This window comes from Mesorhizobium sp. C089B (assembly GCF_030323125.1).
Classification (GTDB): domain Bacteria; phylum Pseudomonadota; class Alphaproteobacteria; order Rhizobiales; family Rhizobiaceae; genus Mesorhizobium.
In genome coordinates, this window is the sequence record NZ_CP100469.1 from 6643941 (window position 1) to 6668460 (window position 24520).

Sequence of the window (24520 nt, forward strand, 5' to 3'; positions counted from 1 at the left end):
CCAGGGAAGAATGACCGTGACAGACCATATTCTCGTCGAGCGCCAGGGCGCCATCCAGATCATCCGCATGAACCGTCCCGACAAGAAGAACGCACTGACGCGCGCCATGTACGCGACAATGTCCAAGGCGCTGGCCGATGGCGATGCCGATCCGGCGGTCCGCGTCCATGTCTTCCTCGGTGTTTCAGGCGCCTTCTCTTCCGGCAACGATCTCGCCGATTTCCTGGTCATCGCCACCGGCGGTGAAGGCGGCAACGAGGTCTGGGACTTCCTGATGGCGCTGGCCAAAACGGAGAAGCCGATGGTCTCCGGCGTCGACGGCATTGCCGTCGGCATCGGCACCACGCTCAATTTGCATTGCGACCTGACTTTCGCCACGCCGCGCACGGTGTTCCGCACACCATTCGTCGACCTCGGCCTGGTGCCGGAGGCGGGCTCCAGCCTGCTGGCGCCGCTCATCCTCGGCAGGCAGGGCGCCTTCGCGCTGCTTGGGCTCGGCGAAGGTTTTTCCGCCGAACGCGCCAAGGCCGCCGGCCTGATCTATGAGGTGGTCGAGGAGGGCGGGCTAGAAGCCGCGGTACTCGCCGCGGCCGGCGCGATCGCCGCCAAGCCGCCGCAGGCGCTGAAGATTGCGCGTGACCTGATGCGCGCCCCGCGCGACGAGCTTGTCGCCCGCATCAAGGTGGAGAGCGAGCATTTCTCCGAGCGGCTGAAGTCCGACGAAGCGCGCGCCGCGTTGACGGCCTTCATGACGCGCAAGAAGGCCTGAACTTATCCTCAGGGATAAAGCCGTGTCTTGTCCCAGCCGCCTTCGGCGTTGCGCGAAAAGACCAGCCGATCGTGCAGCCGGAATGGCCGGTCGTGCCAGAACTCGATCGCCTGCGGCACGATGCGGAAGCCCGACCAGTGCTTTGGCCGCGGGATTTCGCCGATAGGGTAGCGCGCCGTGTATTCGGCCACCGCCTTCTCCAGGGCAAAGCGGCTTTCCAGCGGCCGCGACTGTTTCGAAGCCCATGCGCCGATCCGGCTGCCGCGCGGCCGCGTCGCGTAATAGGCGTCGGCTTCAGCGTCGCTGACGATCTCCACCGGACCGCGTATGCGCACCTGGCGGCGCAGCGATTTCCAGTGGAAGCACATCGCCGCCTTCATGCTGCCAAGAATCTCGCGGCCCTTGGCGCTCTCGAAATTCGTGTAGAAGACAAAGCCGCTTTCATCGAAACCCTTGAGCAGCACCATCCGCACATCCGGCATGCCGTCGGCATCGACGGTTGCAAGTGCTACGCCGTTGGCGTCGTTGATTTCGCTTTTCTTGGCGTCCTCCAGCCACTCAGCAAAGAGCCGGAACGGCTCGGCGGCTTCGGCAAAGTCACTACTTGTTAACTCAGTGTCACTCATAGTTTTTCTCAAATTGTCTCGAGCTTCAGGAGGTTGCCGATTGTCGCGTATCGCGCAAGCTTTTGACAGCGGGCAATGGAGCGTTATCGCTTCGGCCAGTTCGAAAGCCGTGATCGTGATTATCGCACTGCCGCTTGCCGCCTGCGGCGCCGGCGGCTTCAGCCTGGAAAAGGCCGAGGTCGATCGTTCCATCGTCACCTCAAGCGCGCCGGCGAGGGTGACATCGACGGACGCCGACAGCGCTTCCGACCAGACCACGATCGGCAATGCGGTGTCTTCGGCCGACATCGAGGAGCTTCGCGGCCAGGCCGTGCCGTGGGCGAATGCCGACACCGGCTCGCGGGGCTCCATCACCGAACTCGCCGAAGTGCAGGACAACGGCCAGGCCTGCCGCAGCTTTACCGCCTCGCGCGAAAGCTTCGACGGCGTCGCTTTGTTCAAGGGGCAATTGTGCATCGCCGCGGCCGGCGGCTGGCACATGCAGGACTTCAAACCGCTCTGATTTTCGAGGTTTGCGGGCATCGCAATTTCAACCCTCGATAAGCCTGCGCGCCACTGGAATTTCTTCCTATGGGAGCGCATATAAGGGCCAACGTGGATTTAACTCATTTTCCAGGGCAGGACGCATGCGCGACCCCTATGAGGTGCTGGGCGTTGCCAAGAACGCATCGGCCAAGGACATAAAATCGGCTTACCGCAAGCTCGCCAAGAAGTATCATCCGGACCAGAATCCGAATGATCCCAAGGCCAAGGACCGTTTTGCCGCCGCCAATCAGGCCTATGAGGTCGTCGGCGACGAGAAGAACCGTGCGGCCTTCGACCGCGGCGAGATCGACGCCGACGGCAAGCCGAAATTCCAGGGCTTCGAGGGCGCAGCCGGCGGCGGCGATCCGTTCGGTGGCTTCCGCCGCCAGCAGGGCGCCGGCGGCTCGCGCTTCGAATTCCGATCGGGGCGTCCGGGCGGCGATCCGTTCGACGGCAACAGCGACATTTTCAGCCAGATCTTCGGCGACGCCTTTTCCGGCGCGCGCGGCGCCGGAACAGGCGACCGCCGCCAGCAGGCGACCGCCGCCGATCTGAACGTCACGCTCGACGTCACCATCGAGGAGATAGCGACCGCCGAAAAGGTGACGGCGATGTTCCCCGACGGCCGCAAGATCGCGGTCAAGCTGCCGGTCTATGTCGAGGATGGCCAGACCATCCGGCTGAAGGGCCAGGGCGAGCAGGGGCCGGGACAGCCGGGCGATGCGCTGGTCAAGATCCGTATCCGCAGGCACCCGCGCTACCGCATCGAAGGCCGTGACCTGCATGCCGATCTGGAGGTAGCGTTGGCCGACGCGGTGCTGGGCGCCAAGGTGCCGGTCGACACGCCGACCGGCAGGCTGGCGGTCAACATTCCGGCCTGGTCGAGTTCCGATAAGGTGCTGCGCCTGAAGGGCAGGGGCTTGCCGGAAAAGGCCGGCGGCCATGGCGATCTCTACGCCCATGTTCGCATCATGCTGCCGGAAGGCGGCGACAGCGAACTCGAAGCGCTGATGCGCAGCCGCAAAGGCTGACGCGGCTGGACTTGTCTGGCTAGCTGCCGGGCGCCGCTTCCTCCATCCGCCGGATGGTTTCGCCGAAGCGGCGCAGCGCCTGCCGCACCGGGACATGCGGGCCCTCGATCTCCAGCAGCATCATCGTCTCGCTGCCGAGGAAGGCGGCGCTGACCAGACTGGTTACTTCGGCGGCGGAGAATGGCCCGAGGCCGCCGAACCGCTGCTCCGCCTCTTGCGCCAGTCCGTCCAGCAGTTCGAACCAGCCGCGCAGGTCGCGGCGCACCGCCTTGGCGATTTCGGGGCTCGACAGGCTTGCCGCGATCATCTCGTGCAGGATCCGGACATAGCCGGACGCCAGATCATCGTCGAGGAAATCGCAAGCGCGCTCCCAGCGTTGCCACAGCGGCATCGGTGCCGCAAAGGTCTCCGCCTGGCGCTTCAGCAGGCCCTCGTTCAGATGGTCCAGCAGGGCCAGGAACAGCCGTTCCTTGGAGCCGAAATGGTAATGGATCTGGCTGAGCGGAACGCCGGCGATCTCGGCAACGCGGCGCGTCGACAGATCGGCATAACCGCCTTGATGGAGGCATAACTCGGCGGCCGAAATCAGTTCGGCGCGCGTGTCGCGCTTTTGCTTGTTCTGCGGCGGGGTAACGGCTTCGGCAGCGTCCGTCATGCGGCGTGGCTGCCGCTGTTAGCGGTGCAATCTGGGCGGATCATAGCTTCTCCTGTCCGGGGCTGGACGTCCCTCCACTCTATCTCGGTCGAGCGACCGATCAAGTTGACTCGTCAGAGAATTTATGGTTTTTGACACTGAATTCGGTCGACCGACCGAATCCTGATGCTTGCATGGAGGGGCAGTCATGGCGGGCGTAATCACCCTTATCTACGGCGTTGCCGCATACCTGATTTTTCTCGGTTCGTTTCTCTATGCGGTCGGTTTCGTCGGCAACATGGTCGTGCCGAAATCCATCGATTCCGGAGTCGCTGGAAGTCCGGTCGAAGCCGTCATCGTCAATGCGCTGCTGCTCGGCCTTTTCGCCGCCCAGCACAGCATCATGGCGCGGCCGGTTTTCAAGCGCTGGTGGACACAGATTGTCCCGCACGCGGCCGAACGCAGCACCTATGTGCTTTTGGCCAGCCTCATCCTGCTGCTGCTCTACTGGCAATGGCGGCCGATCCCCGGTCTCGTCTGGACGGTCGAGAACCCGGTCTGGGTCGCCGTCATCCATGGCGTGTTCTGGCTCGGCTGGGCGGTATTGTTGACCAGCACCTTTCTGATCAACCATTTCGAACTGTTCGGCTTGCGCCAGGTTCTCGCCGCTTTGCGCAAGAGCGAACCGGCGCCGCCCGTGTTCAGGACGCCGCTGTTCTACAAATGCGTCCGGCACCCGCTCTATGTCGGCTTTCTCCTGGCCTTCTGGGCGACGCCGTCGATGACATGGGGCCATCTTCTGTTCGCGGCGGGCAGCACCGGCTACATCCTGCTCGGCATCTTCCTCGAGGAACGCGATCTCGTCGCGATGTTTGGCGATCAGTACCGCCTCTACCGCAAGCAGGTGGGAATGCTCATTCCCTGGCGCAAAATGGCTGGATAGGGCCGATGCGGTGCCGGCCAGCCGATTCGGCTGCCCGGCCTGGGCCGTCAAGGCGCGCTGGCCGCAGTGAGGCGTTCGAATCTCACAACAACGTTATTATCCCCCATTCGTTGTCACGCCGAGTGTCTGAATTGAACGCGCGCCCCGTCTGTGCTTGATGCGCCTTTCTGCGTGTGCGATAGGCACTCCAAAGCAGAAAACCTTTCGGAGAGCGCTGACATGGCGGGTGGACAGGGCCTAATGGCCGGCAAGCGCGGGCTTATACTGGGCGTCGCCAACAACAGATCGATTGCCTACGGCATCGCCAAGGCCTGCGTCGACCATGGCGCCGAGATCGCGCTGACCTATCAGGGCGAGGCGTTCAAGAAGCGCGTCGAGCCGCTGGCTGCGGAATTGGGCGCCTTTGTCGCCGGTCATTGCGATGTCACTGATCCGGCGAGCCTCGACGACGTGTTTGCCAATGTCGCCAGGCATTGGGACGGCAAGCTCGACTTCCTCGTCCATGCCATCGCCTTTTCCGACAAGGACGAGTTGACCGGACGCTATGTCGAGACGACGCGCGACAATTTCCTGCGCACCATGGACATTTCGGTCTATTCCTTCACCACCATCGCCAAGCGCGCCGAAGCGCTGATGACCGATGGCGGCTCGCTGCTGACGCTGACCTATTATGGCGCTGAAAAGGTCATGCCGCATTACAACGTCATGGGTGTCGCCAAGGCCGCGCTGGAAGCCAGCGTGCGCTATCTCGCCGTCGACCTCGGCGGCAAGAAGATCCGCGTCAACGCCATCTCGGCCGGGCCGATCAAGACCTTGGCTGCTTCGGGCATCGGCGACTTCCGCTACATCCTCAAGTGGAACGAATACAATTCGCCGCTGAAGCAGACCGTCACCCAGGAAGAAGTCGGCGATTCCGCCGTGTATTTCCTGTCGGACCTGTCGCGTGGCGTCACCGGCGAGGTGCACCATGTCGATTCCGGCTATCACGTCGTCGGCATGAAGGCGGTCGACGCGCCGGATATTTCGACCGTCAAGGAATAGTTCTGCCGCGGTTTCCGCCTGCCTGTCCTGATTTCCGGAAGACCCGATGGTTCCGCTCGTCTACATCGTGCGCCATGGCCAGACGCAGTGGAATGCCGAGTCGCGGCTGCAGGGCCAGGCCGATACCGATCTCAACGCGCTCGGCCGCGAGCAGGCGACCCGCAATGGACGGCGGCTGGCCGAACTGATCCAGAACCCTGAGGATTTCGACTTTGTCGCCAGCCCGATGAAGCGGACGCGCGAGACGATGCAGCGGCTACGCTTGGCGATGCAACTCGATCCCGATGCCTACCGCACCGACCCGCGTCTGGTCGAGGTGCACTTTGGCGACTGGCAGGGCTTTACCTATGCCGAACTCGATGCGCGAATGCCGGGCTCGGCGAAGGCGCGACGACGCAACAAATGGAATTTCCAGCCGCCGGGCGAGGGCGCCGAAAGCTACCAGATGCTGCTCGAACGGGTGAAGCCGTGGTTCGAGGCGCTCGACCGCCAGACGGTCTGCGTCACGCATGGTGGCGTCGTGCGGACTCTGTTTCGGATGGTCGAAGGTGTTTCCGAACATGAAGCGGCAAACCTGGAAGTGCGGCAGGACCGGGTGCTCAGGCTGCAGGACGGGCGTCTGGATTGGCTTTAGGTTCGAGCAGATAAAAACAGGACGACCGTCCTGTTTATCCGGGCAGGGCTCCGCCGAGCGGCAAGACCCTGTTCGGCGTCGGTGTTACTCGGTGTCGGGCAGTTCCATGTCGGTGACGACGTTCTCGCCATTCGTCACGTCATAGGCAATGACGATATCCATGCCCGGCTTCAGCGAATCGAGATCGGTCTCGGCGTTGAGCTTGAAGGACTTGCCGTCCTCCAGCGTCAGCGTCAGCGCGTCCTTGTCGACCTTCTTGATCAGGCCTTCGGTCTGGCCGGCATAGGCGGCGGTGGAAATCAGCAACATGGCGGCAGCAGCGCCAATCAGGGTACGCATCGTCGTCCTCTTTGTCATTGCGCCTGCACGGATGGCGGCGAGCTTTCAACGGGCGGATGGAAGAGAGCAGAAACCAACCGAATGTGTCAAAACTAAAACCGCCGGATCACAGTTTGACCGCTGTGGAAAACGCCAATAGAACGCACCTTTGATCCGGTCCGCTGCCGGGCAGGGCTAAAATTCATGTCTCACAACACGTTCGGCCATCTGTTCCGCGTCACCACCTGGGGCGAAAGCCATGGCCCGTCGCTCGGCTGTGTCGTCGACGGCTGCCCGCCCGGGATCCGCTTCACACGGGCCGAAATCCAGGCCGAACTCGACAAGCGCCGTCCCGGCCAGTCACGTTTTGTGACCCAGCGCCGCGAGCCGGACGAGGTGAAGGTGCTGTCCGGCTTCATCCTCGACGAGGACGGCGAGACGATGATCACCACCGGCACGCCGGTCTCGATGCTGATCGAGAATGTCGACCAGCGCTCCAAGGACTATGGCGAGATTGCCCGCCAGTACCGTCCCGGCCACGCCGACTACACCTATGAAGTCAAATACGGCCTGCGCGACCATCGCGGCGGCGGTCGTTCCTCGGCGCGCGAGACGGCCGCGCGTGTGGCCGCCGGCGCGCTCGCCCGTAAGGTGGTGCCCGGAATGGTGGTGCGCGGCGCGCTGGTCTCGATGGGCGAAAAATCGATCGACCGCGCCAACTGGAACTGGAATTTCATCGGTGACGTCGAAAACCCGTTCTTCACCCCCGATCCGGCCTCCGTTCCGGTCTTCACCAGCTATCTCGACGGCATCCGCAAGTCCGGCTCCTCGGTCGGCGCGGTGATCGAGATCGTCGCCGACGGCGTGCCCGCCGGCCTTGGCGCGCCGATCTACGCCAAGCTCGACCAGGACATCGCGTCCGGCCTGATGTCGATCAACGCCGTCAAGGGCGTCGAGATCGGCAACGGTTTTGAAGCCGCCCGCATTACCGGCGAACAGAATGCCGACGAGATGCGCATCGGCAATGACGGCAAGCCGGTCTTCCTGTCCAACAATGCCGGCGGCATTCTGGGCGGCATCTCGACCGGCCAGGCGATCGTCGCCCGCTTCGCCGTCAAGCCGACCTCGTCGATCCTGACGCCGCGCAAATCCATCGACAAGGACGGCAACGACGTCGACGTCATGACCAAGGGCCGCCACGATCCCTGCGTCGGCATCCGTGCCGTGCCGATCGGCGAAGCCATGGTTGCCTGTGCCGTCGCCGACCATTATCTCCGGCACCGGGGACAGACAGGCCAGGGATTAGGCAGTAGGGATTAGGCAATAGGCCAGCCCATCCTTCCTTCCCTAACTCCTACTGCCCAACCCCTATTCCCTGCGAGCGAAGCGAGCCAATGCCATACGATCAGAAGAAAATCGTCGAAGCGATCCGCGCCTTCGAGCGCGGCGAGATCGTCGTCGTCATGGACGATGACGGGCGTGAGAACGAGGGCGACCTGATCGTTGCCGCCGTGCATTGCAGCCCGGAGAAAATGGCCTTCATCATCCGTCACACCTCCGGCATCGTCTGCACGCCGATGCCGCGCGAGGAGGCCAAGCGGCTCAATCTGCAGCCGATGGTCGCCGACAATGATTCCGCCCACACCACGGCCTTTACCGTCAGCGTCGATTTCAAGCATGGCACCACCACCGGCATTTCGGCCGAGGACCGCACGCTGACCGTGCGCAACCTGGCCAACGGCAATGTCGGCGGTTCGGATTTCGTGCGGCCCGGCCACATTTTTCCACTGATCGCGAGGGAAGGCGGCGTGCTGATGCGTTCGGGCCATACCGAAGCCGCCGTCGACCTGTGCAGACTTGCCGGCCTGCCGCCGGTTGGCGTGATCTCGGAGCTGGTCAATGACGACGGCACCGTCAAGCGCGGCCCGCAGGTTGCGAGCTTTGCCGAGGAACACGGCCTCAAGCAGGTCTCGGTCGCCGACCTCATCGCCTACCGGCAGCGCAAGGAAACGCTGGTCGAACGCGTCGCCTGCTCCGAAATCGACACACTCGGCGGCAAGGCACAGGTCTTTACCTACACGCTGCCCTGGGATTCCATGCACCATGTCGCGGTCGTTTTCGGCGACATCCGTGACGGCGAGGACGTGCCGGTGCGGCTGCATTCGGAGGATGTGGTGACCGACGTGTTCGGCACCAGCCACCGGCTCGACGCCATTATGAAGGCGATGGGCGAACGCAAGCGCGGCGTCATCGTCTATCTCCGGGAGGGTTCGGTCGGCGTCGCCCATCAGGAGCGCAACCGGCCGATGAGTGCCGACCGTGAGGACCACGAAGAGGCCCGCCGCCGTGAGAACGAGTGGCGAGAAATCGGCCTCGGCGCCCAGATCCTGAAGGATCTCGGCATTTCCTCGATCAACCTGATCGCCTCGCGCGAGCGCCACTATGTCGGGCTTGAAGGCTTTGGGATTCACATCGCGAAAACTGAGATTATCTAGTTCGTCGCGCAAGAGCGACGCTGCCGAAAAAATTGCGCGGGCAGGTCGCCTGCTTCTGCGATTTGCTGAAGCCTCCACGCGTTCGTCATCCTATGGCGAAGCAAGGAGCGAAGCGACGCGGCGCAGACCATAGGATCCATGCCGCGACTTCGACGCGTTGCAACGGTGCAGAAGTCTGCTCCGCTGCACCCTTCGGTCAAGGTAACGGAATGGGTCCTCGGGTCTGCGCGGCCGCTTCGCTCCCGCTCGCGCGTGGATGACGACACCAGAGGCCTCACCTAATTCCGAACGTTTGCGATCGTCTCCAAAGCCAACGTCAGGCCATATCCTCACTCCGCGGGAACGGCGGCCGCGTCGCATCCGTCCAGCTCGCATGTGTGGGTGGCCAGGCTGCGCTGGCCCAGCAACACCGTCACCAATGCGATGACGCCGGCCGCCACCGAGACCCAGAACCCGTTGCGGGCGCCGAATTCATCCACCACCGCACCGGCGGCAAACGAACCGAGCGCCATGCCGATGCCGATGCCTGTCATCACCCAGGTGATGCCTTCGGTCAGCATCGCTTCCGGCACGTGGCGTTCGATCAGGCCGAAGGCGGTGATGAAGGTTGGCGAGATCGCCACGCCGCTGATGAAAACGGTCAGCGCCAGCAGCGGCACCGTGTCGGCGGTGAGCGGCAGCAGCGTGCCGAGCGCAACGAGGGCGACCGCGAGGGCCAACTGGCGCTGCAGCGGCGCTTTCAGGTTGAGCGCGCCGACGATAAGGCCGAGCACGAACGATCCCAGCGCATAGACGCCGATGACGAGGCTGGCGGCGCCCGGCTGGCCGAGTTCCTTGGTGATCGCCACCGTGCTCACTTCCGTCGTCGCGAAGGTGGCGCCGACGAAGATCAGGGCGAAGGTGATGATCTGCACCGGCCTGAGCCGGATTGCCGAGCCGCTCGAGACATGATTCACCGGCCGCACTTGTGGTTCGGTCGAACGCTGCAGGATGAAGGCTGCCGAGCCAAGGGCGAGGAATAGCGTGCTGACCAGGACACCGGCTTCCGGGAACAGAGCGGCACTCAAGCCCACCGACAGCGATGCGCCTGCAATGTAGACGAGTTCGTCCGCCGCCGATTCGAAGGCGAATGCGGTGTTCATCTGCGGCCGGCCGCGAAAAATCTCGGTCCAGCGCGCGCGCACCATCGCCGGCATGCTGGGCATGGCGGCGGCCGCCAGTGCCGACACAAACAGCGTCCACACCGGCCAGTCCTGATTGGCTGCGGCAATCAGCACCGCGAAGGCGAGCACGGTGAGGATGGTGGTCGGAATCACGATCCGCGTCTGGCCGAGGCGATCGACCAGCCGTGATATATGCGGCGCCACGAAAGCGTTGCTCAGCGCGAACGTCGCCGAGACAGCTCCCGCCAGCCAGTATTCGCCACGCGTCTGCGAGAGCATGGCCACGATGCCGATCGGCGCCATGGCGATCGGCAGCCGCGCGAGGAAGCCCGCGGCGGCAAACCCCTTGGCTCCAGGGGCACGAAAGATTTCCGAGTATGGGTTTTGCATGGCTGGTTCCTCGACAAAGGCCAATTCGACAATTACATACGATGCGTATGAATATAGGTAGTCGATACGCCGCGTATGTCAATTGGCATACGAAGCGTATGTGAATAAGGCCAGAACCATGCACAGACCCCGCAAGGAGATGATTGCCGAAACGCGCGCCAAGCTGATCACGGCGGCCCGCCACGCTTTCGGCACAATCGGCTATGCCGACGCGTCGATGGACGACTTCACCGCCTTGGCCGGGCTGACGCGCGGCGCGCTCTACCATCATTTCGGCGACAAGAAGGGCCTGCTGCAGGCCGTCATCGCCGAAATCGATGGCGAGATGGCCGTCCGCATCCATGAGATTGCGTCGCGGGCGCCAAGCCGTTGGCAGCGTTTTGTCGACGAATGCACGACCTATATCGAGATGGCGCTGGAGCCGGAAATCCAGCGCATCATGTTTCGCGACGGTCCGGCTGTGCTCGGCGATCCGGCGCAATGGCCGAATGCCAATGCCTGCGTCGGTTCAATGACCGATCATCTGACCAGGCTGCAGCAGGAGGGGGTGGTCGTCCCCGGCGTCGACCCGGAAACCGCCGCAAGACTAATCAACGGCGCCAGCAGCCAGGCGGCACAGCGCATCGCCAATTCGAACGACCCCGAAGCCACGTCGAAGACCGTGGTGGCGGCCTTCCAGCAGTTGCTTGAAGGCTTGCTTAAAAAGCAGGACTCGCAGCCGGCCTGAAATCTGGTCGGCCGAGACCCGGCATTTGCCGAGATTGACAATTCCCGGCCCGGGTTCATCCTCGCCGTCCATCTCTGAGGGGAGATTCGGGCGCATGTGGGATTTCGAAATCGGCAGGTCGGTGTCCATCATGATCAGGACATGGCCATTCATCGTCTTTCGCATGATCGTCTATTTCGGCATCACGCTCGCCTATATCGTGGCGACCGGCAGCGGCGCCTCCGTCGGCTATGGCGTCGGCCATATCTCCACCGATCCCGACGGGCCGCTTTCCTTTGCACTGTGGGGCGGCATCGTCGGCATCGGCATCGTTTCGATCGCGCTCTACTGGATCCGCGAATACATTCTCTACGTCGTCAAGGCCGGCCATATCGCCGTCATGGTCCATTTGATCGATGGCCGGGACGTTCCCAATGGGCAGGACCAGATCGCCTACGCCAAGGACGTGGTGAAGGAGCGTTTCGCCGAGGCCAACATCCTTTTCGTGGTCGACCAGCTGGTCAAGGGCGCCATCCGCGCCATCACCGGCCTGATCGGCGGCATCGCCGCCTTCCTGCCCATTCCGGGTCTCGGCGGCCTGGTCGCGTTCATCAATACGGTCATCCGCCTGTCGCTGACCTATGTCGACGAGATCATCCTCGGCTACAACATCCGCATCAACTCGTCGTCGCCCTTCGAAACCGCCCGGCAAGGCGTCGTGCTCTATGCCCAGAACGGCAAGACCATGGTCAAGAACGCGGTCTGGCTGGCTGTCATCATGTGGGCCGTGTCCTTCGTCATCTTCCTTTTGATGCTGGCGCCGGCCGCCGCCATCATGTGGTTCATACCGGGGCAGCTCGGCGGCTGGGCCTTCGTGCTCGCCATCCTCCTTGCCTGGGCCTTCAAGGCGGCCTTCATCGAACCCTTCGCCATCGCCTGCCTGATGCAGGTCTATTTTAGGACTATCGAAGGCCAGGTGCCGAACGCCGAATGGGACCAGCGGCTGGCCGAGGCGTCGTCCAAGTTCAGGGAACTCAGGGACAAGGCGGTGGCTTCCTTCGGCGGCTCGCGCTGGACGCAGCCCGCGCCCGGGGTGTAATCCCTGTTGAACGTCGGGGCGGTGAGGCGTCAAACCATGGTCAAAGCGGCCGGGCGCGCCTATATCGGGTCATGGTCACCCGGCTCTACACCCATCCGATCTTCCTCGAACATCTGACGCCCCCCGGTCATCCGGAGCGGCCGGACCGCTTGCGCGCTATCGAGCGCGTGCTCGACGACGAGGCCTTCACCGCACTCGATCGGGTAACGGCGCCGCAAGGCGACGAGGCCACAATCCTCTACGCCCACCCCGAGGATTTCGTCGCCCGCGTCCGCGCCGCGATCCCTGAAAGCGGCATTGCCTCGATCGACGCCGACACCAGCGCCAGCCCGAAAAGCTGGCAGGCAGTGGTCACTGCCATCGGTGCGGCCAACGCTGCCGTCGACGATGTTTTCGAGGGCAGCGTTGCCAATGCCTTCGTCGCCGCGCGTCCGCCCGGCCATCATGCCGAAAAGACCGCGGCCATGGGCTTTTGCCTGTTCAACACCGCGGCGATCGCGGCCCGCTACGCGCAGAAGAAACACGGCGCCGAGCGTGTCGCCATCGTCGACTGGGACGTGCATCACGGCAATGGCACGCAGGACATTTTCTGGGACGATCCCTCGGTGCTCTATTGTTCGACGCACCAGATGCCGCTCTATCCCGGCACTGGCGCCAAGACCGAAACCGGCGCCGGCAACATCGTCAACGCCCCTCTGGCGCCGCAGACCGGCTCGGACATGTTTCGCGATGCCTTGCTGTCGCGCGTCCTGCCGGCGCTCGATAATTTCGCGCCCGATCTGATCATAATTTCCGCAGGCTTCGACGCTCACCATCGCGACCCGCTGGCCGAGATCAACCTCAGCGAGGACGATTTCGACTGGGCGACAGGCCAGTTGCTGGAACGCGCCGGGCGCCACAGCGGCAACCGGCTCGTCAGCCTGCTCGAGGGCGGCTACGATCTGCAAGGACTGGCATTTTCGGTGGCCGCCCATGTCGGGCGGCTGATGAAGGGGTAAAGTATGGCTGGCGAAGCAAATGAAGACGTCAAGGCGATGAGCTTCGAGCAGGCACTCGACGCGCTGGAGAAGATCGTCGATGATCTCGAACGCGGCGACGTGCCGCTCGACCAGTCGATCAAGATCTATGAGCGCGGCGAGGCGCTGAAGGCCCATTGCGACCGGCTGCTGAAGGCGGCCGAAGACAAGGTCGAGAAGATCAGGCTGTCGCGTGATGGCAAACCGGTGGGAACGGAGCCGCTCGACGCGGAGTAGTGGAATGGGGCGGGCATAAAGCAGATAGGAGTTCAAGCATGTGCAGAAACATCAAGACCCTGTTCAATTTCGAGCCGCCGGCGACCCATGACGAGATCCGCGACGCCGCCCTTCAATTCGTGCGCAAACTGAGCGGAACGACGCGCCCCTCGCAGCGCAACCAGGCAGCCTTCGACCGCGCCGTCGAGGCGATCGCCGAATCGGCGCATGAATTGCTGCATTCGCTCGAAACCACACACCATCCGCGCAATCGCGAAGAGGTGGCGGCCAAGGCGAAAGCCAAATCGGCGCTGCGCTTCGCATAAGGAAATCCAATGAGTTTCTTTCCCGGCAAGGACCCTGAGCCTGGCGACGCCTTCGCCAGCGACCAGATCGAGTTGATGGTCATTCCGAATGCCAAGGATATTGGCGGCTTCCAGGTTCGCCGCGCTCTGCCGACGGCAAAGCGGCGGCTGGTTGGTCCCTTCATCTTCTTCGACCGCATGGGGCCGGCCATCTTGCGCGCCGGGCAGGCGATGGATGTGCGCCCGCACCCGCATATCGGGCTTTCCACCGTCACCTATCTGTTCGACGGCAATATCAGGCACCGCGATTCGCTCGGCACCGAGATGGTCATCCAGCCGGGCGACGTGAATTTGATGACCGCCGGCCGCGGTATCGTCCATTCCGAGCGCACGCCCGAAGAACTGCGCGGCGCGCCAATGTCGGTCTCCGGCCTGCAGACATGGCTGGCTTTGCCCGACGGCAAGGAGGAAGTGGCGCCGGTGTTCGAGAACACGGCCGCGCTCCTTCTGCCCGAGATCGACGCCGAAGGTGTTTCCGGCCGCGTGGTGATCGGCGATTTCCAGGGACTGCGCTCGCCGGTAAGAGCCGACACCGAGACGCTCTACGCCGATCTGAGGCTGGCGCCCGGCGCCAGCGTCAAAATTCCCGCCGACGCCGAGGAACGCGCCATCTACACGCTGGACGGCGATGTCTCGGTTTCGGGCGACCGTTTTCCGGCCGAACGGCTGCTGGTGTTCCGGCCTGGTGACGAGATCGTCGTGTCGTCCGAGCGCGGCGCCCATTTCATGCTCTTCGGGGGCGCTTCGCTCGGCTCTCCGCGCCACATCTGGTGGAACTTCGTCTCGTCGTCGAAGGAACGCATCGAACAGGCCAAGCAGGAATGGAAGACGGGCCGCTTCGATATCGTTCCTGGAGATGAGGAAGAGTTCATTCCGCTACCGGACAATTAACGTCAGCATCACCCGCGTCACTGACACGCATTTACATTCGGGCGACGCAGGCATATTTCGCCATGATCGACGCGCATCATAGCTGAGCAGGCCCTTAACAGTGAACGCAACGCTGCATACGCCGCTTCTCGACAAGGTCCGCATTCCAGCCGACCTGAAGAAGCTTGACGAAAGCGAGCTGCCGCAGCTGGCCTCGGAGCTGCGCGCCGAGCTGATCGATGCCGTCTCGCATACGGGCGGGCATCTCGGCGCCGGCCTCGGTGTCGTCGAACTGACGGTGGCGCTTCACTATGTCTTCAACACGCCGGAAGACCGCGTGATCTGGGATGTCGGCCACCAGGCCTATCCGCACAAGATCCTGACCGGCCGCCGCGACCGCATCCGCACGCTCAGGCAAGAAGGCGGCCTATCCGGCTTCACCCGTCGCGCCGAGAGCGAATACGACCCGTTCGGCGCCGCGCACTCCTCGACCTCCATTTCCGCCGGCCTCGGCATGGCCATGGCGCGCGACCTCTCCGGCGGCCACAACAATGTCATTGCCGTCATCGGCGACGGCGCCATGTCTGCCGGCATGGCCTATGAAGCCATGAACAATGCCGGCGCGCTTGATGCTCGCCTGATCGTCATCCTGAACGACAACGACATGTCGATCGCGCCGCCGACCGGCGCCATGAGCGCCTATCTGGCCCGGCTCGCGTCGGGCAAGACCTATCTTGGGCTGCGCGATTTCGGCAAGAAGCTGACCTCCTATCTCGGCAAACGCGCCGATCGCGCCATCAAGCGGGCGGTCGAGCATGCGCGCGGCTACGTCACCGGCGGCACGCTGTTCGAGGAGCTCGGCTTCTACCACATCGGCCCCATCGACGGCCACAATCTCGAGCATCTGATCCCGGTGCTGAAGAACGTCCGCGACCATGCCGACGGCCCGGTGCTGATCCATGTCGTGACCCAGAAGGGCAAGGGCTACGCGCCGGCTGAGGCCGCGGCCGACAAATATCATGGCGTGAACAAGTTCGACGTCATCACCGGCGCGCAGACCAAGGCCCCGGCCAATGCGCCGGCCTACACCAAGGTGTTTGCCGAAAGCCTGGTCCAGGAAGCCCGCCTGGACGAACGTATCGTCGCCGTCACCGCCGCCATGCCGAACGGCACCGGCCTCGATTTGTTCGGCGAAGCCTTCCCGACCCGGACCTTCGATGTGGGCATTGCCGAGCAACATGCCGTGACCTTCGCCGCCGGCCTCGCCAGCGAGGGCTACAAGCCCTTCGCCGCCATCTATTCGACCTTCCTGCAGCGCGCCTACGATCAGGTCGTCCACGACGTGGCGATCCAGAAACTGCCCGTGCGTTTCCCGATCGACCGCGCCGGTTTCGTCGGCGCTGACGGCGCCACCCATTGCGGCGCCTTCGACACCACCTTCCTGGCGACGCTGCCGGGCTTCGTGGTGATGGCGGCTGCCGACGAGGCGGAGCTTCGCCACATGGTGCGCACCGCCGCCTATTATGACGAAGGCCCGATCGCCTTCCGCTATCCGCGCGGCAACGGCGTAGGCGTCGATATGCCGGAGCGCGGCTCGGTGCTCGAAATCGGCAAGGGCCGCATCGTCAGGGAAGGCACCAAGGTGGCGCTTCTGTCCTTCGGCACAAGACTGCAGGATTGCCTGCTGGCGGCCGAGGAACTCGGCGCGGCAGGGCTTTCGACAACGGTTGCGGATGCCCGTTTCGCCAAGCCGCTCGACGAGGATTTGATCCGCCGTCTCGCCCGCTCGCACGAAGTGCTGGTGACGGTGGAAGAGGGCGCTGTCGGCGGTTTCGCCAGCCACGTGCTGCAGTTCCTCGCCCATGAAGGCTTGCTGGAAAGCGGTCTGAAAGTTCGGCCGCTGGTGCTGCCGGACGAGTTCACCGACCACGCCAAGCCGGAAAAAATGTATGCCGATGCCGGGCTCGACGCGGCCGGCATCGTGCGCACCGTGTTCGTCGCGCTCGGCCATTCCGCGCGCGCGCAACGGGCCTGAATCAAAACCTCACGCCTCTGAAGCGGTTGTCGGCTGCAACCCTATGTTAACGCTTCCTTTTGGCGTTTTGCTTACCGTGTCTTTTGGCCGTTTTTCAACGCCCCCCTGCTAGAACGAGAGCCAGGCAGGGAGTTAAAAACAATGCGAACGCTTCTGTGCGGCGCGGCCCTTTTGGCCGTCATCGCCGCGCCGGCCATGGCCGAGACGCGCTATGACCGCAAGCTCGAACAGGCGGTGGCAGGCATCGTCGCCCGCAAGATGGGCGATATCAGGGGCGCTTTTTCCTACAAGCAGGTGCCGCAGCTTGTCGTCGTGCCGGACGCACCAGTCGTTGCTGTCGAGCGCCCGCGCAAGCAGGCTTCAGATGACGGAAGCGACGGCCTGATGCCGGCCGTTGAACGGCAGGTCTCACGGACGATCTTCTAAAACCACATATCGCGCACGCAGCGCCCATCGCGCGGCAGGTCGTCATAAGTGTCCAGCCCGTCGAAATGGTCGATCGGCAGGTCGGCGACCGCCTCAGGCGGTGCCAGCCTGACATTGACGGCGATACGCGTGCGGCCGCTGTCGCTGCGGCGCAAACCGCGCCAGGCAAGCACACAGGCACATGTCGGGCAAAACAGGATTTCCAGCGACGGCGTCTCCTTGCCGGCGCGGGTGTAGGACTGCACAGGCCCCGCAAGCCGGATACGCTCGTCGACAAAGTCATAGGCCCAGAGCGTGCCATAGCGGCGGCAAAGCGTGCAATTGCAGGCCGTGATCGGGCCGGGATCGCCTTCCAGGGTCCAGTGGGCGGCGCCGCAATGGCAGGTTCCCGTCAGCATTCGTCTTCCTCCGCATTGCCTGAGCCTCTACATCTTGCCGGACTGGCTGCGATATTCAACCGGGCGGACTGGCTTGCGGCCCGGGTCTCGACGTCCTCCCATGCCAATGTCCTTGCCTTCGCGGCCGGCTTTCGCCATGAAGGCCGATGAACTCCCCTCTGCCAGCCAGCACACGCCAGCGGCTTGACGAATTGCTCGTCCAGCGCGGCCTGTTTGCGAGCCGCTCGCGCGCCCGCGACGCGGTCGAGCGCGGCACCGTGACGGTCGACGGCGTGGTCGCCCGCAAGCCCGGCCAGACGGTTCTGCCGCACTGTCTCATCGTCATCGACGATCCGGCGCAGGGTTATGTCTCACGCGCGGCGCTGAAGCTGATCGCCGGGCTCGACCATTTCAGTCTCGATCCTGCGGGTAGTGAAGCTCTCGATATCGGCGCCTCGACCGGCGGCTTCACCCAGGTGCTGCTCGAACGCGGCGCGGCCCATGTCACGGCCATCGATGTCGGCCACGGCCAGATGCATCCCGACATTGCGGGCGACCCGCGCGTGACGGTCATCGAGGGCCTCAACGCTCGCGAGCTCACGGCTGCCGATCTCGGCGGCCGCATCCCGGATTTCATCGTCTCCGACGTCAGCTTCATCTCGTTGAAACTGGCGACGCCACCGGCGTTGGCATTGGCTCGGGACGGCGCTCGTGCGGTGTTTCTGGTCAAGCCGCAATTCGAGGCCGGCCGCGAGGCAATCGGCAAGGGCGGTCTGTTGAAAGACCCTTATGACGCCGCCCGTGTGGCCGGCTTGCTGCAGGAATGGCTCGAAGGCGTCCCTGGCTGGCGTACATTGGGCCTGCACATGTCGCCGATCGAAGGCGGCGACGGCAACCGCGAATTCCTGCTTGCCGGGATCAAGGATGCCGGGATCAAGGATGCCGGGACCAAGGACCGATGAGCACGGGCTTCACCATCAAGAGACTGGGTTCGCAGGGCGACGGCGTCGCCGAGACGGAAACCGGCGAGCTGTTCATTCCCTTCACCCTGCCCGGCGAGACCGTCACCGCCGCGCGCGAGAGGGATCGCGCCATGCTGATGGCGGTATTGGAGACGTCGCCGCTGCGTATCGATCCGGCCTGCCGGCATTTCACCGAATGTGGCGGCTGCGCCGTCCAGCATCTGCAAGCCGACGCTTACCAGCAATGGAAACGCGACAAGGTCGTGCATGCCTTGAAAGGCATTGCCGGCGACATCGGCGCCCTGGTGCCGTGTGCGCCACACACACGCCGCCGCGTCGTGCTTGCCGCCAGGCGCGCCGACACAGGCATGCTGCTTGGCTTCCATCGCCATCTGTCGCCGGAAATCATCCCCATCGAGGAATGTCCGATCTCGCTGCCGGAGATCGTTGCCGCGCTCGATCGCTTGAGGTCGGTCGCCGACCTGGTTTGCGCCACCACCAAATCGTTCCGGATGGCGGTCACTGTGACGGGCTCGGGGCTTGACGTCGCTGTCTATGAGTCGGGCAAGCTGGGCGAGAACCAGCGCCGGGTCGCCTCCAACTTCATCATGGCCAATGGCTTTGCCCGGCTTTCGATCGACGACGAGATTGTCATCGAGCCGAAAAAGCCGGTGGTCATGTTCGGCACCGTCGCTGTCGCCATACCGCCTGGCGCCTTCCTGCAGGCAACGCAAGCCGCCGAACAGACGATGGCCGATCTCGTTGGCGGACATCTGAAGCGTGCCAGGAAAGTCGCGGATCTTTTCGCCGGCTGCGGCAGCTTTGCGCTTCGGCTGGCGGCCAAATCCGAAGTCCACGCGGTCGAAGGCGACGCGGCAGCCCTTTCGGCGCTCGACCGCGGATCGCGCTTCGCCACCGGCCTGAAGCGGGTAACCGGCGAACGCCGCGACCTGTTCCGGCGGCCGCTGACGTTCAAGGAGCTGAATGCTTTCGATGGCGTCGTCTTCGACCCGCCGCGCGCCGGCGCCGAGGACCAGTCGAAGCAGATCGCCCGCTCGGATGTGCCGTTCGTCGCCGCCGTCTCCTGCAATCCGGTGACGCTGGCACGAGACCTGCGCATCCTGATTGACGGCGGCTACATCTTGAAGAGCGTCACGCCCATCGACCAGTTCCTGTGGTCGCCGCATGTCGAGGCCGTGGCGCTGCTGGAGAAGCCGAAACGGCGACGTTAATCCGCCGATTTTCACAAGGCCGTGCTTGAGTTTGCCGCCCCCCGCAAGACGTAGCCGGCTGGCAAACTAGCCTTCGCGAACGCTTTCGTACCCGGCCGCTTGTGCGGCCTTGATGAACTTACGGTCGAAGGACACAAATGCTGAGCAGTGCGAGGACTTGCCCAGATGGAGCGCATCGGCGAAATCCATTCCCGTCTCGGCTAGATCGACCGCGGAAGAGACCATCGCAGCATCCTCTATCTCGACAGTGGGAAGCCCGCCGAACACCCGCAGTGCATTGACGATCGAGGCCTGATCATAACCATAGCCGCTGCGCAGCACCCACTCAGCCTCCAGGATCACCGTGACGGCGACGAAAACGGGCTGACCGTCGATCAGCCGCCGGGCTCGCGGGGACTGCTCGGGATCGTCGTTCGTCAGATACCTGACGACAACGTTGGTATCAATCGCGAGCATGGCGCCGCCGTGCTTCAGCAAGGACGGCCGCGTCCATCTCCTCCAAGGTCTTCGGTCTGCCACTGTGCGGCAGGACACCAAAGACATCTTCTGGTCGTGTCGGGGCAAAGGCAGGCGCCGGTCTCAAAAGTACACCGTCTGGTGTGTCTTCGACCTGCAGGCGCGTGCCCGCGCCCCAGTCCCTCCGTTTGCGGATCGCGCTGGGCAGGATTACCTGTCCCTTGGTAGAGACGGTCGTTATAAGCTTTTCTATTGCACCCATTGCGGTATTACCCTTGTGTAAGACAAAGGTAAGATATCCCTGTGAGGGGAACTATTCAAGCCCATTGGCGTCTCCTCGCTCAAACCCTGGTGCCGCCGACGGTCATCTGGTTCATCCTGAGATGCGGCTGGCCGACGCCGACCGGCACGCCTTGTCCGGCCTTGCCGCACATGCCGATGCCGGTGTCGAGTTTCATGTCGTTGCCGATCATCGACACACGGTGCATGGCGTCCGGTCCGTTGCCGATCAGCATGGCGCCCTTGATCGGCTGCGTCACCTTGCCGTTTTCGATCATGTAGGCCTCGGTGCAGCCGAACACGAACTTGCCTGAGGTGATGTCGACCTGGCCGCCGCCGAAGGATACGGCATAGATGCCGTTCTTGACCGAGGCGATGATCTCGTCCGGCTCCATGTCGCCCGCCGTCATATAGGTGTTGGTCATGCGCGGCATCGGCTGGTGCGCATAGCCTTCGCGCCGGCCGTTTCCCGTGGCTTTCATGCCCATCAGCCGGGCGTTCTGGCGGTCCTGCATGTAGCCGACAAGCTTGCCGTCGTCGATCAGCACATTGCGGGCCGAAGGCGTGCCTTCATCGTCGACGGTCAGCGAACCCCGCCGCTCCGGCATGGTGCCGTCATCGACCACGGTAACGCCCTTGGCGGCGACCTGCTGGCCGAGCAGGCCGGCAAAGGCGGAGGTCTTCTTGCGGTTGAAGTCGCCCTCCAGCCCGTGGCCGACGGCTTCGTGCAGCATCACGCCCGGCCAGCCGCTGGACAAAACGATGTCGAACGTTCCGGCCGGCGCGGGAATGGCTTCGAGATTGACCAGCGCCTGCCTGAGGGCCTCCCTGGCAGCATGCTTCCAGGCGTCCTCGACCAGGAACTCGCCGAACGCCTTGCGCCCGCCCATGCCATAGGAGCCGCTTTCCTGGCGGTCGCCGTCGCCGACGACGACGGAAACGTTGATGCGGACCAGCGGGCGGATGTCGCGCACGATCTGGCCGTCGGCGCGCACGATCTCGACATGCTGCCAGGACGCCGCGAGCGAGGCCGTCACCTGGCGCACGCGCGGGTCCTCGGCACGCAGCCATGCGTCGATCTCCTGCAACAGCTTGGCCTTGACCTCGAAGGAAGGCGAGGGGATCGGGTTCTCCTCGCCATAGAGATGGCGGTTGGTGCGCGCGGGTGCCGCGGCAAGCGTGCCGGAATAGCCGCCCTTGACGGTCGAGACCGCGTCGGCGGCGCGCAGCAGCGACGCCTCCGAAAGATCGCTGGAATGGGCGTAGCCGCTGGCCTCGCCGGCCACGGCGCGCAGGCCAAAACCCTGGTCGGTGTTGAAATTGGCGGTCTTCAGCCTGCCATTGTCGAACATCAGCGCTTCGCTCTCGCTGTATTCGAGGAACAGTTCGCCATCATCGGCGCCGTTCAGTGTGTCGGCGACGATCCGCTTGATGCGATCGTCTGAAATGTCGAATTGGCCGGTCAGGCTGTTCATGGCAGGTCCGCTCACAAGAGGAATGGTGTTGCCACGATGTAGGCGCGAAGACGCGCCTGCACAATCCGCAATGACGATCCGCAGCAGGTAGGAGCGGGTAACCCCGCCCCTGAACATGACATCCATCTTGAAGCTCGACCCGTCACCCGAAAAGGCCTTCACCCAGCGATATTTCTTGTTCCATTCATTGGCCTGGTCGGCCGTGAAGGGGTCGGTATAGCCCGAGGAGAACTGGATCGACTTGCACTTCTCATGGTTTTCGCAGCCATAGAAGTAGATGACATATTTCATGCCCTGAAGCCGGCCCGAGACCATCGGATCGCCCCGTCGTCCTTGTCCATCTTGGCCGAGCCATAGCCTTTCGCAAGCTCGAAAATGACGGCCGGATCGGGCGCCGTGATGATTTCGGAATCCTCGGCAAAGGCGACGGAAACGGCGCCGGTCAGGATCAGACCGGTCGACAAAAGCAAAGAACAAGCACGCATGATGACCCCCACAGCCAAAGATCAAACCCGTGGGAATTGTGAGGAAAGACGGTTTCGCAAGCATCAAGCTCAGGGCAGGGCGGCAAAACCGTCGGCGAAGCCCTTGAGGTCGACGGGGATGCCGATGCCTTCTTCCGGCGTCTGGAAGACGATGAAGGTGGCCGACGTCCCGGTCTTCAGCGTATCGAGCAGCGGCTTTTCGAGAATGACCTCGGCATAGCAGCCGTCCTGGAAGCAGCGCACGAAATAGGCGCGGCCAATATCCTTGCCGTCGACATTGAGGCCCAGGCCATTGGGCAGCAGAACGCCGAGCGGGGCCAGCACGCGCAGGATCTCGGCCTTGTTGTCGGCGGTGCGCAGGACGACGACGGACAGTCCCATTTCCGGGCGATCCTCGGCAACGACGTTCTGCATCATCACGCATTGTTCCGAGGTGGCGCCGGCCGGCGTGTCGCAGATGATCGACCACGCGCCATGCGTTGACTTGACCGTGCCGCTGGGCTGCGCTGCATTGGCGACGCCGGTTGCGGACGAGCCGATACCGATCAGGGCGGCGAGAAAAACGACCTTCGCCCCGCTTCTCGAAAGCCAAGCGCTTTTCGAATGCCAGGCGCTCTTCGAATGCCAGGCGTTTCTCGAAAGCCAAGAGGTCATGACGGCTCCATTGCGAATCACGGCACTTTAAGCCGCGCCAAGGCCAAGTAAAGGATAGGGCGACCGCCGGTCAGCCCCGGCAGGCGCAATAATGCGCTTTTCCCTAGCAAATTCGCCCGAATTGCGACCGTCAGGCGCATTCCGGACACAAGCCCGCATAGCCTGTCTGTCGACGACCCGCGCGGGCCACGAGGCCGTCGAAACAGCGCGGCAGCACTTGCGCGCAAAAATGCCGCACGGTTTCGCCCGCTCCTTTCTTGCGGAGGGAAATAGAGTATGGTTTGAACCACCCTTGGGACTGTCCGGGATTCCCATCCCGGCATTGTTCGATATTCTTGCGTCGCGATCGCGAGGAACCGGGAGATGAAGAGGGCGATGAGAAAATTCCCAGCAAGCGCCAAATTGATGGCAACGGCAGGCGCCGCCGCCGCATTTTTCGCCGGTGCCTCCGCCCATGCGGCCCAGCCGCAGCCGTGGGAGATGACTTTTCAGCCGCCGGCGACAGACATGATGCGGCAGATCGAGTGGTTCGGGAACTACACGATGTGGTTCGTCGTCCCGATCACTGCTTTGGTTCTGGCGCTTCTCGCCTGGTGCATCTTCAGGTTCCGCGCCAGCAAAAACCCGGTTCCGTCCAAGACCAGCCACAACACGCTGATCGAGATCATCTGGACAGTCGGGCCGGTCGTCGTCCTGCTGTTCATCGCCATTCCCTCGTTCCAGCTGCTGACGGCGCAGTACACGCCGCCGGAAGAGGCCAAGCTGACCGTCAAGGTAACGGGCAATCAGTGGAACTGGGACTATGAGTACCAGACCGAGAACACGCTCTCCTTCAACTCGGCCATCCTGCAGGACGCCGACCGCGCCGCGATCGGCAAGGAAGACCGCAAGGTCTATCCGCGCCTGCTGGCGGTCGACAACGAGCTGGTCGTGCCGGTCAACACCATGACGCGCGTCCTGGTTACCGCAGCCGACGTGATCCATTCCTTTGCCGTGCCGGCCTTCGGCATCAAGATGGACGCGGTTCCCGGCCGTACCAACGAGACCTGGTTCAAGGCGGAAAAGGAAGGCATCTATTACGGCCAGTGCTCGCAGCTCTGCGGCAAGGACCATGCCTTCATGCCGATCGCCGTCCGCGTCGTATCCGATGCGCAGTACAAGACCTGGCTGGCAGCAGCCAAGACCGACCTCCCCGGCGCCAACAAGGCGCTGATGGCCGAGGTCGACGGTACCAACAAGGTAGCGGCCGCCGGCAATTGATGCCGCGGGTTAGCAAGAATTAGGGAACGGAGCCGACC

29 protein-coding genes are annotated in these 24520 nt (G+C 63.5%); 19 read left to right on the forward strand and 10 right to left on the reverse strand.

What is annotated here, in order from left to right; genetic code table 11:
• Positions 1–16: 16 nt before the first annotated feature.
• Positions 17–769 (forward strand): crotonase/enoyl-CoA hydratase family protein, encoded by a 753-nt coding sequence (locus NLY44_RS32340; RefSeq protein WP_023709883.1) that lies wholly within the window; start codon positions 17–19, stop codon positions 767–769.
• 8 nt (positions 770–777) lie between these two features.
• Here the strand turns inward: NLY44_RS32340 and pdxH are convergent, their stop codons facing one another.
• Positions 778–1407, reverse strand: a complete 630-nt coding sequence (gene pdxH / locus NLY44_RS32345) for a pyridoxamine 5'-phosphate oxidase (RefSeq protein WP_084013080.1) — start codon at positions 1405–1407, stop codon at positions 778–780.
• A 28-nt stretch (positions 1408–1435) separates the two neighbouring features.
• Here pdxH and NLY44_RS32350 point away from each other — a divergent pair, with 28 nt between their 5' ends.
• Together NLY44_RS32350 and NLY44_RS32355 are read left to right on the forward strand one after the other, a co-directional pair.
• On the forward strand, positions 1436–1897 hold the full coding sequence (locus NLY44_RS32350) for an RT0821/Lpp0805 family surface protein (protein ID WP_023687129.1): 462 nt from the start codon (positions 1436–1438) through the stop codon (positions 1895–1897).
• Between the two features lie 124 nt (positions 1898–2021).
• Positions 2022–2951, forward strand: a complete 930-nt coding sequence (locus NLY44_RS32355; RefSeq protein ID WP_023692090.1) for a DnaJ C-terminal domain-containing protein — start codon at positions 2022–2024, stop codon at positions 2949–2951.
• Between the two features lie 19 nt (positions 2952–2970).
• Here NLY44_RS32355 and NLY44_RS32360 read toward each other — a convergent pair whose 3' ends face one another.
• Entirely contained in the window at positions 2971–3606 is a 636-nt protein-coding gene (locus NLY44_RS32360; RefSeq protein WP_023806744.1) for a TetR/AcrR family transcriptional regulator, read from the reverse strand.
• A gap of 187 nt (positions 3607–3793) precedes the next feature.
• On the opposite strand from NLY44_RS32360, the gene mddA reads away from it, so the two are divergent.
• The 3 genes from mddA to NLY44_RS32375 all read left to right on the forward strand — a co-directional run bounded on the left by mddA (position 3794) and on the right by NLY44_RS32375 (position 6203).
• On the forward strand, positions 3794–4528 hold the full coding sequence (gene mddA, locus NLY44_RS32365; protein ID WP_023806743.1) for a methanethiol S-methyltransferase: 735 nt from the start codon (positions 3794–3796) through the stop codon (positions 4526–4528).
• A gap of 219 nt (positions 4529–4747) precedes the next feature.
• Positions 4748–5569 (forward strand): enoyl-ACP reductase FabI, encoded by an 822-nt coding sequence (gene fabI / locus NLY44_RS32370; RefSeq protein ID WP_023687133.1) that lies wholly within the window; start codon positions 4748–4750, stop codon positions 5567–5569.
• 46 nt (positions 5570–5615) lie between these two features.
• Positions 5616–6203, forward strand: a complete 588-nt coding sequence (locus NLY44_RS32375) for a histidine phosphatase family protein (RefSeq protein WP_023685404.1) — start codon at positions 5616–5618, stop codon at positions 6201–6203.
• An 84-nt stretch (positions 6204–6287) separates the two neighbouring features.
• Here the strand turns inward: NLY44_RS32375 and NLY44_RS32380 are convergent, their stop codons facing one another.
• A complete protein-coding gene (locus tag NLY44_RS32380; RefSeq protein WP_023685405.1) occupies positions 6288–6542 on the reverse strand; it encodes a DUF1344 domain-containing protein in 255 nt (84 codons plus the stop codon).
• Between the two features lie 183 nt (positions 6543–6725).
• Here NLY44_RS32380 and aroC point away from each other — a divergent pair, with 183 nt between their 5' ends.
• Positions 6726–7841 (forward strand): chorismate synthase, encoded by a 1116-nt coding sequence (gene aroC / locus NLY44_RS32385; RefSeq protein ID WP_023706652.1) that lies wholly within the window; start codon positions 6726–6728, stop codon positions 7839–7841.
• A 74-nt stretch (positions 7842–7915) separates the two neighbouring features.
• A complete protein-coding gene (gene ribB, locus NLY44_RS32390; RefSeq protein WP_023732101.1) occupies positions 7916–9016 on the forward strand; it encodes a 3,4-dihydroxy-2-butanone-4-phosphate synthase in 1101 nt (366 codons plus the stop codon).
• Positions 9017–9345: 329 nt separating this feature from the next.
• Here ribB and NLY44_RS32395 read toward each other — a convergent pair whose 3' ends face one another.
• The gene (locus NLY44_RS32395; RefSeq protein ID WP_023687137.1) at positions 9346–10569 is read right to left on the reverse strand and encodes an MFS transporter; all 1224 of its coding nucleotides are present in this window, start codon (positions 10567–10569) and stop codon (positions 9346–9348) included.
• 118 nt (positions 10570–10687) lie between these two features.
• On the opposite strand from NLY44_RS32395, the gene NLY44_RS32400 reads away from it, so the two are divergent.
• The 8 genes from NLY44_RS32400 (at position 10688) to NLY44_RS32435 (ending at position 17302) form a co-directional block, all read left to right on the forward strand.
• Entirely contained in the window at positions 10688–11296 is a 609-nt protein-coding gene (locus tag NLY44_RS32400) for a TetR/AcrR family transcriptional regulator (protein ID WP_023687138.1), read from the forward strand.
• A 94-nt stretch (positions 11297–11390) separates the two neighbouring features.
• Positions 11391–12374 carry a hypothetical protein gene (locus tag NLY44_RS32405; protein ID WP_023687139.1) on the forward strand — a complete coding sequence of 328 codons (984 nt, stop codon included), beginning with the start codon at positions 11391–11393 and terminating at the stop codon, positions 12372–12374.
• Positions 12375–12445: 71 nt separating this feature from the next.
• Positions 12446–13372 (forward strand): histone deacetylase family protein, encoded by a 927-nt coding sequence (locus NLY44_RS32410; protein ID WP_023806741.1) that lies wholly within the window; start codon positions 12446–12448, stop codon positions 13370–13372.
• A gap of 3 nt (positions 13373–13375) precedes the next feature.
• The gene (locus NLY44_RS32415) at positions 13376–13627 is read left to right on the forward strand and encodes an exodeoxyribonuclease VII small subunit (protein ID WP_023668433.1); all 252 of its coding nucleotides are present in this window, start codon (positions 13376–13378) and stop codon (positions 13625–13627) included.
• Positions 13628–13665: 38 nt separating this feature from the next.
• Positions 13666–13932 (forward strand): DUF2277 domain-containing protein, encoded by a 267-nt coding sequence (locus tag NLY44_RS32420; RefSeq protein WP_023668432.1) that lies wholly within the window; start codon positions 13666–13668, stop codon positions 13930–13932.
• Between the two features lie 9 nt (positions 13933–13941).
• The gene (locus NLY44_RS32425; RefSeq protein WP_023687141.1) at positions 13942–14862 is read left to right on the forward strand and encodes a pirin family protein; all 921 of its coding nucleotides are present in this window, start codon (positions 13942–13944) and stop codon (positions 14860–14862) included.
• A gap of 100 nt (positions 14863–14962) precedes the next feature.
• Positions 14963–16876, forward strand: a complete 1914-nt coding sequence (dxs, locus tag NLY44_RS32430) for a 1-deoxy-D-xylulose-5-phosphate synthase (RefSeq protein WP_023685414.1) — start codon at positions 14963–14965, stop codon at positions 16874–16876.
• 141 nt (positions 16877–17017) lie between these two features.
• Positions 17018–17302, forward strand: coding sequence for a hypothetical protein (locus NLY44_RS32435; protein ID WP_023668429.1), 285 nt, complete (start codon positions 17018–17020; stop codon positions 17300–17302).
• Here the strand turns inward: NLY44_RS32435 and NLY44_RS32440 are convergent.
• Positions 17299–17700 (reverse strand): GFA family protein, encoded by a 402-nt coding sequence (locus tag NLY44_RS32440; RefSeq protein ID WP_023687142.1) that lies wholly within the window; start codon positions 17698–17700, stop codon positions 17299–17301. The two genes, NLY44_RS32435 and NLY44_RS32440, sit on opposite strands and share 4 nt — an antisense overlap.
• A 146-nt stretch (positions 17701–17846) precedes the next feature.
• On the opposite strand from NLY44_RS32440, the gene NLY44_RS32445 reads away from it, so the two are divergent.
• Positions 17847–18641 carry a TlyA family RNA methyltransferase gene (locus NLY44_RS32445; RefSeq protein WP_023687144.1) on the forward strand — a complete coding sequence of 265 codons (795 nt, stop codon included), beginning with the start codon at positions 17847–17849 and terminating at the stop codon, positions 18639–18641.
• Positions 18638–19873 carry a class I SAM-dependent RNA methyltransferase gene (locus tag NLY44_RS32450; RefSeq protein WP_023668426.1) on the forward strand — a complete coding sequence of 412 codons (1236 nt, stop codon included), beginning with the start codon at positions 18638–18640 and terminating at the stop codon, positions 19871–19873. Before NLY44_RS32445 ends, NLY44_RS32450 begins: the two co-directional genes overlap by 4 nt.
• Before the next feature lie 66 nt (positions 19874–19939).
• Here NLY44_RS32450 and NLY44_RS32455 read toward each other — a convergent pair whose 3' ends face one another.
• The 5 genes from NLY44_RS32455 to NLY44_RS32475 all read right to left on the reverse strand — a co-directional run bounded on the left by NLY44_RS32455 (position 19940) and on the right by NLY44_RS32475 (position 23222).
• On the reverse strand, positions 19940–20329 hold the full coding sequence (locus tag NLY44_RS32455) for a type II toxin-antitoxin system VapC family toxin (RefSeq protein WP_023687145.1): 390 nt from the start codon (positions 20327–20329) through the stop codon (positions 19940–19942).
• Positions 20316–20591 (reverse strand): AbrB/MazE/SpoVT family DNA-binding domain-containing protein, encoded by a 276-nt coding sequence (locus tag NLY44_RS32460; RefSeq protein ID WP_081725433.1) that lies wholly within the window; start codon positions 20589–20591, stop codon positions 20316–20318. Before NLY44_RS32460 ends, NLY44_RS32455 begins: the two co-directional genes overlap by 14 nt.
• A gap of 79 nt (positions 20592–20670) precedes the next feature.
• Positions 20671–22374 (reverse strand): metalloprotease TldD, encoded by a 1704-nt coding sequence (gene tldD / locus NLY44_RS32465; protein ID WP_245263883.1) that lies wholly within the window; start codon positions 22372–22374, stop codon positions 20671–20673.
• Positions 22371–22568 carry a hypothetical protein gene (locus tag NLY44_RS32470; protein ID WP_155923284.1) on the reverse strand — a complete coding sequence of 66 codons (198 nt, stop codon included), beginning with the start codon at positions 22566–22568 and terminating at the stop codon, positions 22371–22373. The genes tldD and NLY44_RS32470 overlap by 4 nt, the downstream gene beginning before the upstream one ends.
• A gap of 69 nt (positions 22569–22637) precedes the next feature.
• Positions 22638–23222 carry an invasion associated locus B family protein gene (locus tag NLY44_RS32475; protein WP_023668422.1) on the reverse strand — a complete coding sequence of 195 codons (585 nt, stop codon included), beginning with the start codon at positions 23220–23222 and terminating at the stop codon, positions 22638–22640.
• A 363-nt stretch (positions 23223–23585) separates the two neighbouring features.
• Here NLY44_RS32475 and coxB point away from each other — a divergent pair, with 363 nt between their 5' ends.
• The gene (gene coxB, locus NLY44_RS32480; RefSeq protein ID WP_050485823.1) at positions 23586–24482 is read left to right on the forward strand and encodes a cytochrome c oxidase subunit II; all 897 of its coding nucleotides are present in this window, start codon (positions 23586–23588) and stop codon (positions 24480–24482) included.
• Positions 24483–24520: the final 38 nt, after the last annotated feature.